Source organism: Sutcliffiella sp. NC1, from assembly GCF_027594365.1.
GTDB classification, from domain to species: domain Bacteria; phylum Bacillota; class Bacilli; order Bacillales; family Bacillaceae_I; genus Sutcliffiella; species Sutcliffiella cohnii.
Map to the genome: position 1 here is coordinate 1738871 of NZ_CP115153.1, position 12116 is coordinate 1750986.

Below are 12116 nucleotides of genomic sequence, written 5' to 3' on the forward strand. Positions count from 1 at the left end.
CATTTATATTGTGTTGAACAGAAAGAAACTTATTCCTACACGCGCTTAATTTCAACATCTATGTTTTCTATGAAAAGAGGATGTGAACGGGGGACAGAGACTCGTTCACTCATATTCTGGGAATATAGCATACTAGTTGTAATTGGAAACCTTTCACACATAACGGATAGATGTGTGACATTCATATACATACAAAAATCCCCTCGTCCACCTAGTAATAATATGAAATGTTTGCTAGTCTTATTGTTTCCATCATTATAGACAAAAAATAATCCACCCTTGAGCCATAAAAGCTAATTAAAAGTGAATTACGATTTGATTAATCGCTCCCTTGTCGTTTACTTTTTACCTCCTAAAAACTGTTCAACGAAAGCATTAAATTCCTTACTGTACTCCCAAAACATAAAATGCCCACCTAAAACTTTGACCGTAGCTTTTGGAGTGAGAGTGGTTAAGTAATTAGTGGCTGTTTTTGCCCAATGCTCCGCAATAACATAAAGAGTAGGGACAGATTCACTGCTTTCCTTAGCTTGCTTACGATAGTCAGAGAAAAGTCCCGAAGCGAATAAGTTTTGGGCAATATAGTACGGAGTGTTCAATGATTCATCAATAATCCAAGCAAATTCATCCTCGGTTAACTCGCGTTGGACCATAACATTACTTGCATACGAAGCAATAAATTCACGCTGACCTTTCGAATTTCTGAGAAAGTTTGTATAGGCTGCGGCTAAATCATCGAGAGGACCTTCTACCCAATCTTTGTCTTGCTTTATCGATAAAGATTTCGGTGGCATGTCAATAAAAACGAGCGAATGGATATTATCAGTCCCAAATTGGCGAATGTATTCCCATACGGTTAAACAACCGAAAGACCAACCAACAAGTATAGGATTTTCTACCTTTAGTGCCTTCAATACCTTTTGTAAATCTTCTCCGTGTGTAACGTAGTCGTTTCCATGAACTGTTATTGTAGAACGCCCATGGCTTCTCGGATCAATAACGATTGCCCGATGAGTTTTCGAAAAATGACGTACTTGCTCCGCGAAGACGTTAGAACTAAATGTAAACCCTGGAATAAATACAATAGGTTGTCCATCTCCTTCTTCCTGAACATACAATTCAATTCCTGAGTCGACTTCATCATACATTCCGTTACTAAGTTTCATTGAATTTTCCTCCTTATATGAGAACGTTCAATTACTCTAAAGATGTTTCTAAATTATATTCCGAAATGATAGTTTTCATGTTTACAAAAAAGTAAAGTAAGAAAATCGAAAAAAAATAAAGAGTAGTAGAAAAGGTTAGAAAAAATCATTTCACCTGAGACAAGTAAGCTTAATCCAGATATTGTGGGACAAAGGCTATAACCATTGCTGAAACTGGCAATTTTAGACGTTTCTTCCAACACAAGTATAGTAATTATAGAAGAAACAATAATTGGAAAAGACGTCTGGTTTTAAAGAGCGCTGAATGGACCAATTGACATGGAATGTAATGGATATTAAACTTTAGTGAAAAGTATGGAGAAGACAATACAGAAGAATAGAAAGAGGATTCATATGGTAGAAAATACGGAATTAAATAAGTTATATGACAGAAAGAAAATTGCGCAATATTGGCTATTAGGGGTTGTACTTATTACATATTGCAGCCTACAAATAAATAGATATTCTATTTTGATTAATATTGATTATTCTCTTCATGAAGTAATATCAGCCTTGGCAAATCTCATGTGGTTAATCCCCATTTTTTCCATCGTATATATTATTTTAACTGTTAAATATTTATTTAAAAGAAGGTTGAAACAGCGGCCAGCGATTGATCGATTGATCAACGACCTAATCATATTTATAGCAGTCTGTGGAATGAGTGGAATGATTGTTTATTATTTAGGTGAAGTATCAACATCAGGAGTTATAAAAATTGAGGAAAAAATAGTAGAAAATGATCAATATTATGTTGTCATAAATGAGAAAAAGATTAAGGTTACTAGTAACGAATTTCATTTAATTGATGAAAGTCAGGAATATTTGGGAAGTTATGTTTGGAATCAATTCACTCCCGATAAAGGGAAATTAACTAGAATAGGATATTAATAGATATGGGATGAAATTGGGTTGGGTGGAGTGAATGTCAATTGAAATACATAGAGTTTGGTGTCGGAAATAGATGGCTAGTAAGGACCGAAACGGAACGAGAAGATGGTTCAGAACATGAAGAGAGAGGGATTGTTCGACCTATTATTTTACAATCTATTTATCTCAAAATTTGGATTGGGAAGACGGTTTTCATTATCGATTCTACGGAAGGTTTTAAACGACAAAGAAAAAGGAAAGCTTCTTTGAAAGTGATTGTAGGTTTAGTAAGTAAATAAGGTAAAACCTAAATTAATACGTGTTTATTTGTTATAGCTGTATTTGATAAATCGACCGTAACCGGGGGATGTTCCATAACTCCAAATTACTTTCATACTAAATAATTTATATCTAAAAGTGTAAAAGTGCGACAGACACCTCACGTCCGTCGCACTGTATAATGCTGCCACTCCAAAGGGAGTAATGATTGATATTTTCGCTGCAAAAACCGATCATCTATTAAAAGGATAGTTCCAGTATCAGAATCGGAACGAATGAGCCTTCCACCGGCTTGAAGTACTTTGTTCATACCAGGGTATACGTAGGCGTAGTCAAATCCATTTTTCCCGATGAACTGGAAATAATCTTTAATAATGTCCCGTTCTACACCGATTTGTGGCAGGCCAACGCCCACGATGATCACGCCTTGAAGCCGTTCTCCTACTAAATCTACTCCTTCAGAAAAAATCCCACCTAAAACAGCAAAGCCTACTAATCGTTCTACATTATCCGCTTGGAACGATTCGAGGAACCTTTCTCGTTCACTTTCGGACATACCTACATCTTGTATAATAGTAGGAACATCAGGAGCTGTTACTATAAACTGTTCATAAACTGCCCTCATATACGCATATGAAGGGAAGAAAACTAAAAAATTGCCGGCCCTATTAGATAATATCTCTAACATAAACTGTATCATCGGACCCATCGTTCGCTCTCGATCGTGGTACTTTGTAGATAGTGGCTGTATAATTATTTCTGCATTTTCCCGTGGAAATGGGGAAGGGATGCTCATAACGTAATCTTCCGACCTTCCACCTAATAAGTTTTGGTAATAGTCTGTTGGTGATAAGGTAGCAGAAAAGAAAATAGTGGAACGGAAGCTTTTTCTCGTTTTTTGTAGAAGTTCGGATGGATCTAAACAAAACAGCTTCATCGTCACTTCACTTTTATTTACTTCTACATACGTAACAAACCGTTCATCATAAAGCTTCGAAATTTTCACAAACGATTGAGCAGCGAAATAGGTTTCTAACAGTATTTCATTCCCGTCACTTTGTTGAATTAACACCATTTCCGCTTCCTCGATAAACGTTTCTAACAGCTGAACAACTTCTTCATCTAATTCTTTTATTTGAAATGTTTCCTTCTTTTTTACCGACAATAAATAATCGTTTACTAATTTCGCTGCTTTCGAGAGTGTGTCATTCATCTTAGTGTAATCTCTTTTTATTTGAAGAAAACTAGCTTTGTTTATACTAGAGGAAAACATCTCGCGGCCTCTATCCACTAAATTATGAGCTTCATCAATAAGTAAAACCGTTTTTTTCTTCTGTTCATCCCACAGTCTTTTTAAGGAAACTTTCGGATCGAATATATAATTATAATCACAAATGACCACATCGGCAGAATAGGCTACATCCAGTGAATATTCAAAGGGACAAACGGAATGTTTTCGAGCGTATGCTTCTATTATTGTTCGTGTAATTAACTTTTCATTGGTTAAAATATCTAAAACTGCCTCATTTATTCTATCATAATACCCCTCTGAAAAAGGGCAATGCTCCTTCGAACAGTTCATTTCTTCTTGAAAGCATATTTTATCCTTTGCTGTTAATGTTACGACATTTATATGTAAACCTAAATCTATTAAGCGCTGGAACGCTTCTTCTGCAGCCGTTCTAGTAATAGTTCTCGCTGTTAAGTAGAAAATGCGCTCAACATGTTCTTCGCCAATTGCCTTTATAGACGGGAATATAGTTGATATTGTTTTTCCTATCCCGGTAGATGCTCTTGCAAATAAGTTTTTCTGATCAACGATAGATTTATAAACAGCCCCAGCTAGCTGCCGCTGCCCTGCTCGGTATTCTTGAAAGGGGAAAACTAATTGTTTACTCGTTTCATTTCGCTTTGTTAGATGAATTTTTCGTGCTTTCGCATATTTTCCATAAGTAATGATGACTTCTTCGACATAAGCGGTGAGCTCTTTGAACGACATGCTACGTTGAAACTGCTTCTTTACTTCTGTATGAACTTGAAAATACGTTAATTGTATCGTAATGGAGTCTAGCTCATTGTCTTTTGCATAAATAAATCCATAAAATATTGCTTGTGCCCAATGAACAGGGTGAGAAGTTTCCGTCATGTAATCAAGAGAATGGGCGGTTGACTTTATTTCATCAATAACGACAGAACCGTCTTCTTGAACGAGTAACCCGTCACACCGCCCGTCTACTTGAATGACAATATCTTCATAAAGAAATTCGGTTTGCACATACACTTCTTTTTGGTCATTTTCACCGTATGTTTTCTGTATTTTTTGATGGGCTTTCGTACCCTCTGTCATAGTAGTTGCAGTACGGAAACCAGTCTCGATGCTGCCAGATCGGAATACATACTCTACTAAACTTCTTACTGAAATATTAATTTTCATACATTTCACCCGTCCAAATCGTTTCTATTCCTTCTAGTTTAGCAGTTAATAGTAGGAAAGGGAATCTGGTTTAAAATGCATGGAATGGGAAAAAGGGGACGAACGGAAAGGAAAATCGTATACATATAAACTGGCAATTTAATTGGGTGGTCTTGGAACATTCACATTTATCAATGATATAATATTCTTAAAAAGAGCTAAAGGGGAGTTTCATATGCGTATTTTAGTTTTAGGGGCTGGAGGGATCGGCGGTTATTTCGGAGGTCGTTTAGTAGAAAAAGGAGAAGTCGTCACTTTTCTTGTTCGTTCAAAACGAAAACAACTGCTAGAGGAAAAAGGTTTAGTTATTCATAGTGTAAACGGTGACTTTACTTTTGCGCCAAAATTAATAACAAAGACTGATCAAACCGCGCCATTTGATATCGTATTATTTTCAACAAAAGCCTATCACTTAGAAGAAGCAATCAACGATGTGAAACCGTTTGTTGGCGAGAATACAGTGATTATTCCTTTATTAAACGGTGTAGCCCACCTATCTCCATTACAAGAAGCATTTGGTGAAAACGTGATAGGAGGCTTAAGCTTTATAGAAACGACATTAAATGAAGCAGGCGAAGTTGTACATACGAGTAAGTTTGACCGTCTTGTATTTGGCGAACTTGAACATATAGAAACAGATCGAATCCAACAAATTGCGGATACATTTAGTGGTACAAAAGCAAAATTTGTTATGAGTAACCAAATTAAAAAAGACATGTGGCATAAATATTTAATGATTACTACTATGTCAGGTGTGACGACACTTATGCGTGCACCAATGGGACCAATTCGAGATAGTGAAGGTGGCAAAGGCTTTATAAGAAGTTTATTACTAGAAGTAACAGAGATTATGAGAGCATGTAAAGCACCAATTGATGATAATATTGTCGAAGAGCAAATGAAATCAATAGACGGACTTTCTTATCAATTTAAAACTTCGATGCAGCGCGATATGGAAAAAGGTTTATTCATTGAAGGAGACCATTTACAAGGGCATTTAATGAAACTAGCAAAACAATACGACATCGAAGCACCGATTCTAAAAACGGTCTATCAAAATTTAAAAGTGTACGAAGAGATGATGTAGATTCTTATCTATGAAAAAAGGCTGCCTATGATGGTAGCCTTTAAACTTTTTTAGTAAAGAGAGAGGGGATTCATGAATCTTTTGAATCCCTTCGTTTCAGTTTTTATTATTCAACGGTTCTTTCAGGAGTTAAGGCACTAATTAACCCAATGACAGTGGGGGGAATGCTAGCAATTAGAAACCACCAGTTCCCAGTTGTAATAGATAAAACGGTAAAACTAATTAGGGATACGGCCACAATTGCGATTCCAAATTTGACTCTAGAAGGTTTTAACGGATTTTCCATACTCATATTTATGGATAAAATCATGCCTGTTATTCCCCAACTTGCCAAATGAACGGTTAACATTATCCCAAGAACCATCGCGACGTTCAATTCAATTCCAAATAACAATAGCGAAAAGAAAATGTAGACGCTAACAAGAGTGAAGTACCATGAGATTGAGCGCGCTTTTTGCCAAATATGTTCGTATAGTTCATCTAACCCACGATTTTTGTTCGCTAGACGTCTACCAAACCACCATCCCAAAATTCCAATTGTTGCACCACCGTATAATCCAATTAACCCTGCAATTTGTACCCCCATTACCCTTCTCCTCCTTCATCAAAGATAAATACCTCTTCAATTGTGCAATCAAATGCCTTTGAAATGTTATATGCTAGTTCAATGGATGGATTATATTTTCCTAATTCAATAGCAATGATTGATTGTCTAGAGACACCAACCCTCTTGGACAAATCTTCTTGCGTCATCTTTTTTGTTTTGCGCAATTCCTTTATCCGATTTTTCATTGTTTACTAACCTCCGACATTTTTTGTAAAGTTAACTTTACATTGAAGTATAAGTAAAGGATACTTTACATTCCGTGAGATGTCAAGGGAGGTTTACATTTTTATTAAAAATTACTAAGGTGATGAAGAGATGCTGTAGAATATTCTATCTTAAAGGCTGCATTTGCAAGCTTTTTATTTATAAAGAAAAGTAAGTAAGACAAATCTTCAAAATGACAAAAGGGACAGTATTCCTGCCCCTTTGCTCACGTCAGCCCCTTACTAAATTTAAACTTTTTAGGTGTAGTTCCAGTGTACTTTTTAAATACTTTCGTAAAATGACTTTGATCGTGAAAATTAAGCCAAGTGTAGATTTCCGATATTTCATATTCAGAATGTGTTAGAAGCTTTTTCGCCTCTTCCACTTTTAATTTAATAATATATTCAGTAATAGTCATACCTACCTCTTTTTTAAACAAGGCTGATAAATAGTTTTGGTGCATATTCACAACTTTCGCCAGCTGTCCTAACGTAATTTCTTCATAAAGGTGTTTAAAAATATAAGACTGACATTCGATAATAGGCGTACTGTACTTATGATGCTTTGCCTTGTTTACGCGATCTGTAAAGTCACATAGGGCTTCTCTTAAATATGTTTGCAACTCTAACGCATCCTTCATTTCTTCTAACCCTTGTATATATAAATCACTCATCGTGTAAGCCAACTCAGGGTGAAGACCTCCGTCAATGGCGTAACGCGTCGCTAATGTAATGGCGGATATAGCTAAGTTCTTTTCGCTCCTCAGATGGCTCTTCTTTGAAAGTATACCTGGTTTCCCTTCTGTATCAGGAACAACCAATCTTTTAATGAGCTCTTCTTTTCGCCCCTCTTTCACACATTGCATCAGTTTTTGTTCCCATTCATAGGAGGCATGAAAGGAGATTTCTTGTCTGTTTTTTGACACGTGTAAATCAGGGTTTTCTCCAATGATAATATTATTTGCCAAACTAGAATCCTTTTGAATAACGTCAGTAACGGAAAGTCGCTTCGAATAAAGGAGATTAGTAGCTAGAAGACCCGCATGGAGTAGAGTGAGCTTGTTAATCACTGGTAAAGAATCGTAGTATTCCTTTATGATATCTGCTGTTACTCTAACCTGAAAATCATTCAGCAACCCATTAATGGTTTCAAATGCAATAGGAGAGTAAACAGAAGGACCTAAAATCCAAGCACCTTCAAATTCATCATTATTACCAACTTTAATAGAGATAAAATTCTCGAGAAAGTTTGTGGTTCTTAAAACCGGGATATGCCATGGGTCACTGTAAATATCTAATTGTCGATATATTTCATCGTTTGATGGATATAACGGATTACCAGTAAAAATTGCCGGAAATCCTGTAATCATCTCAAAGTCCTTATTCATATAAAAAACAGGTATATGCACTGTTTCATGTATAAGCTTACTAAAGTATTCGATATCCCGTCTCGTTCCACTTTCCATATGTACCTCCAATTTTCACATTTGCATTTTAATAATTCTCTCATTGAAAACGCTTTAATAAAATTATATTTTTACCAAAAAAATTATTTATTTACAAAAATAATACTCTGAAAACGGTTAAAATTCAAATCAAGAAAGAGAAAAAAGTACTTAATAGGAGGTTCTTATGAATCGTAAAGAGACTATCCAACAACTTATCCAAGAATTAACGTTAGAAGAAAAAGCAGGGTTATGCTCTGGCTTAGACTTTTGGAATACAAAACCAGTGGAACGATTAGGAATACCTTCCGTAATGGTTACGGATGGACCACATGGATTACGAAAACAAAAACAAGGTGCTGATCATCTTGGACTTTTTGATAGTGTTCCAGCAACATGTTTTCCTTCTGCAGCGGGATTAGCAGGATCTTGGGATAGAGACCTTATTAACAAAGTAGGAGTAGCCTTAGGGGAAGAGTGCCAAGCAGAAGATGTGGCGGTACTTCTTGGACCAGGTGCTAACATTAAACGTTCTCCATTATGTGGACGTAACTTCGAATATTTTTCCGAGGATCCTTATCTTTCATCTGAGCTTGCAGCAAGTCACATTAATGGGGTACAAAGTCAAGGTGTCGGTACCTCCTTAAAGCACTTTGCCGCAAACAATCAAGAGCACCGTAGAATGTCAACTGATGCAGTAGTCGATGAGCGAACGCTTCGAGAAATTTACTTTGCTAGCTTTGAAGGTGCTGTGAAAAAAGCACAACCGTGGACGGTAATGTGTTCTTATAACCAAGTAAATGGAGAATTCGCCTCTGAAAATAAAACATTATTAACTGATATTTTGAAAAAACAGTGGGGACATGAAGGCTTTGTCGTGTCTGATTGGGGAGCTGTAAATGAAAGGGCCCACGCTTTAGAAGCAGGCTTGGAGCTAGAAATGCCTTCTAGTAATGGGGAAGGAGACAAAAAAATCGTCGAAGCGGTGAAAAACGGCAGTTTATCAGAAGAGGTTCTTAACGACGCAGTAGAAAGACTGCTAACGATTATTTTTAGATCGGTAGACGAGAAAAAGGAAAATGCAACATATGACAAAGAAGCTCATCACGCTCTAGCTAGACAAGTGGCTAGTGAAAGCATGGTACTTCTCAAAAACGAAGAGGAAATCCTTCCACTGAAAAAAGAAGGGAAGATTGCAGTACTTGGTGCATTTGCAAAACAGTCTAGATACCAAGGTGGAGGAAGCTCTCACGTCGTTCCTACTAAACTAGATAATGTGTTTGAGGAAATGGAGATATTAGCTGGAAAAGCGGATGTGTTTTATGCGGAAGGGTATAAGTTAGACTCAGACGACATTAATGAGCAGCTAATTTTAGAGGCGAAAGATCTTGCTATTCAGTCTGATGTAGCGGTAGTATTTGCTGGACTTCCAGATCGTTACGAATCAGAAGGTTATGACCGTACACATTTACACATTCCTGCGAATCATCAACGACTTATTGAAGCAGTTTCTGAAGTACAACCGAATGTCATTGTCGTTTTAAGTAATGGTGCGCCAATTGAGATGCCTTGGTTAGGGAATGTAAAAGGGTTGCTTGAAGGATATCTAGGAGGACAAGCATTTGGTGGGGCTGTAGCAGATGTTCTATTCGGAGAAGTAAATCCATCTGGTAAATTAGCGGAAACATTCCCGCAAAAACTTAGTCATAATCCATCTCACCTTAACTTCCCAGGAGAAGGTGACAAAGTAGAGTACAAAGAAGGAATTTTTGTTGGCTATCGCTATTACGATACGAAGGAAATTGAACCGTTATTCCCATTCGGTTACGGCTTAAGCTATACTACTTTTGATTATACGGCTATTTCAGTCGATAAAAAGGAATTAACAGACGAAGAAACAGTAGATGTTTATGTAACGGTGAAAAATAGTGGCACTGTTGCCGGTAAAGAAGTCGTTCAGCTATATGTACGCGATGTAGAAACAAGCGTTATTCGACCATCAAAAGAATTAAAAGGATTCGAAAAAGTTTCGCTGAAAGCAGGTGAAGAAACGACTATTACGTTTACCCTTGATAAACGCGCCTTTGCTTACTATAACGTTCAATTAAAGGATTGGCATGTGGAAACGGGTGTATTTGAGATTTTAGTAGGGAAATCCTCTACGGATATTGTGTTATCAGAAGAAGTGAATGTAGGATCTACTGTTTCCTTACCAGTTAGTTTCTCTAGAACATCAACGATAGGGGATATTATGGTTCATCCTCATGCTGGGCCAGTATTACAGGAAGCACTTGCTGAAATCAACAAAAATAGTCCTATGATGGAAGCAGTGGAAGCGGATCAATCAGAGATGATGGCGGCAATGATGAAATATATGCCACTTCGAACGCTCGTATCTTTCAATGAATCTTTCACAGAAGAAATGCTCACTAATTTACTAAAAAAATTAAACGATGCCGTTTCTCAAGTTGTAGCTCACTAATAGTTATGAATGCTCCAGACCAATGAACCTATTGGTTTGGGGCTCCATTAAAGAAAAAAAGGTTGAAAAGGAGGCTTTACAATGGGAGCAATTAGAAAGGAAGAGGTTGTAGATACACCTGTAGAAGCGAAAATTGGGTTTGTAGAGAAAATGGGTTATGGTTTTGGTGACTTAGCAAGTAATCTAGTATTTGCAGCAGTGTCAACTTTCCTAGTCTTCTACTATACGGATGTAGCTGGTGCCTCAGCAGCTGCGGTTGGTACAATTATTCTTCTATCAAGACTATTGGATGGGTTTACAGACATTGGAATGGGAGCGATTGTTGACAAAACAAATTCAAAGCATGGAAAAGCAAGACCATGGTTATTATGGCTAGCAATACCATTTACGATATCTGCCATTATGATGTTCACTGTTCCAGATTTAGGTTCAGTAGGTATGTTAATTTATATTGCGATTACTTATAACGTTGTTCATATCATTTACACAGGTATTAATATTCCTTACGGTGTATTAAATGCACGTATGACACAAGACAGCTATCAACGAGCTACCTTAAATATTTTTCGAATGTTTTCCGCACTTATAGCTACTTCTATTGTTATTTTCTTTACGATTCCTCTTGTAGAAGCTTTTGGGGGAGGAAAAACAGGTTGGACGGTAACCTTCACTATTTTCGGTATCCTTGCAGGTATTCTGTTCCTTATTACCTTTTTAACAACAAAGGAACGTGTAACAGCTGTAAATGCTGAACAATCTAACGTTCCAATAAAAAAAGGTGTTAAGGCTTTATTCAAGAATAAATATTGGGCGCTAATGGTAGTGTTTTTACTAGTTTCATACACTGGAATGGGGCTTGGTGGTGGACTTAATGTTTACTATGCACAATATATTCTTGAAAATACTGCGTTAGTTGGACCACTTGGTTTAGCCGGTTTATTCCCTTTAATGATTGGCTTACTATTTGTAGCTCCTATTATAAAGAAATTCGGTAAACGTAATGCTATTATATTTGGATTGATCTTTGGATTAATTGGAACCGCTATCATTCTCGTTGACCCAACAAACTTCACACTAGTATTAGTCGGCTCTATTGTCCGTGGGATTGGTTCTGTTCCAATGGCAGCTTCTATCTTTGCCATGCTAGCCGACACAATCGAATATGGAGAATGGAAAACGGGCCTAAGAACAGAAGGTTTAGTGTATAGCGCGGGAAGTTTTGGTACGAAAGTTGGGATGGGACTTGGTGCAGCGGCAATGGGATGGGCCTTATCACTCGGTGGTTATGTTGGAGGAGCTGCGGAGCAAACTGATTCTGCAACTTCCATGATTATCTTCTTATTCGTTTGGGCACCTGCAATTATTTCAGTACTACAAATTATCATTCTTAATTTCTATAAGCTAGATAAAATCTACCAACAAATCCTAGCAGACTTACAAGCACGAAAAGATTCATAAAATTTAG

10 protein-coding genes are annotated in these 12116 nt (G+C 36.9%); 5 read left to right on the forward strand and 5 right to left on the reverse strand.

Annotated elements, in window-relative coordinates:
- Positions 1–338 precede the first annotated feature (338 nt).
- The gene (locus O1A01_RS08930; RefSeq protein WP_270066052.1) at positions 339–1166 is read right to left on the reverse strand and encodes an alpha/beta fold hydrolase; all 828 of its coding nucleotides are present in this window, start codon (positions 1164–1166) and stop codon (positions 339–341) included.
- 393 nt (positions 1167–1559) lie between these two features.
- Here O1A01_RS08930 and O1A01_RS08935 point away from each other — a divergent pair, with 393 nt between their 5' ends.
- A complete protein-coding gene (locus O1A01_RS08935; protein ID WP_066417072.1) occupies positions 1560–2096 on the forward strand; it encodes a hypothetical protein in 537 nt (178 codons plus the stop codon).
- Between the two features lie 41 nt (positions 2097–2137).
- Positions 2138–2374: a DUF3977 family protein gene (locus O1A01_RS08940; protein WP_066417076.1), complete on the forward strand. Its 237-nt coding sequence runs from the start codon at positions 2138–2140 to the stop codon at positions 2372–2374.
- 140 nt (positions 2375–2514) lie between these two features.
- Here O1A01_RS08940 and O1A01_RS08945 read toward each other — a convergent pair whose 3' ends face one another.
- The gene (locus O1A01_RS08945) at positions 2515–4788 is read right to left on the reverse strand and encodes an ATP-dependent DNA helicase (protein ID WP_066417079.1); all 2274 of its coding nucleotides are present in this window, start codon (positions 4786–4788) and stop codon (positions 2515–2517) included.
- Between the two features lie 214 nt (positions 4789–5002).
- Between O1A01_RS08945 and O1A01_RS08950 the strand changes: the two genes are divergently transcribed.
- On the forward strand, positions 5003–5914 hold the full coding sequence (locus O1A01_RS08950; protein WP_066417082.1) for a ketopantoate reductase family protein: 912 nt from the start codon (positions 5003–5005) through the stop codon (positions 5912–5914).
- A gap of 106 nt (positions 5915–6020) precedes the next feature.
- Here O1A01_RS08950 and O1A01_RS08955 read toward each other — a convergent pair whose 3' ends face one another.
- The 3 genes from O1A01_RS08955 to O1A01_RS08965 all read right to left on the reverse strand — a co-directional run bounded on the left by O1A01_RS08955 (position 6021) and on the right by O1A01_RS08965 (position 8190).
- The gene (locus O1A01_RS08955) at positions 6021–6500 is read right to left on the reverse strand and encodes a hypothetical protein (RefSeq protein WP_066417084.1); all 480 of its coding nucleotides are present in this window, start codon (positions 6498–6500) and stop codon (positions 6021–6023) included.
- Complete coding sequence (locus tag O1A01_RS08960; RefSeq protein WP_066417087.1) at positions 6500–6706, reverse strand: helix-turn-helix transcriptional regulator; 207 nt, start codon at positions 6704–6706, stop codon at positions 6500–6502. Before O1A01_RS08960 ends, O1A01_RS08955 begins: the two co-directional genes overlap by 1 nt.
- Positions 6707–6951: 245 nt before the next feature.
- Positions 6952–8190 carry a helix-turn-helix domain-containing protein gene (locus O1A01_RS08965; protein WP_066417089.1) on the reverse strand — a complete coding sequence of 413 codons (1239 nt, stop codon included), beginning with the start codon at positions 8188–8190 and terminating at the stop codon, positions 6952–6954.
- A gap of 166 nt (positions 8191–8356) precedes the next feature.
- Here O1A01_RS08965 and O1A01_RS08970 point away from each other — a divergent pair, with 166 nt between their 5' ends.
- Positions 8357–10651 carry a beta-glucosidase family protein gene (locus tag O1A01_RS08970; protein WP_066417090.1) on the forward strand — a complete coding sequence of 765 codons (2295 nt, stop codon included), beginning with the start codon at positions 8357–8359 and terminating at the stop codon, positions 10649–10651.
- An 81-nt stretch (positions 10652–10732) separates the two neighbouring features.
- A complete protein-coding gene (locus tag O1A01_RS08975) occupies positions 10733–12109 on the forward strand; it encodes an MFS transporter (RefSeq protein ID WP_270066053.1) in 1377 nt (458 codons plus the stop codon).
- Positions 12110–12116: the final 7 nt, after the last annotated feature.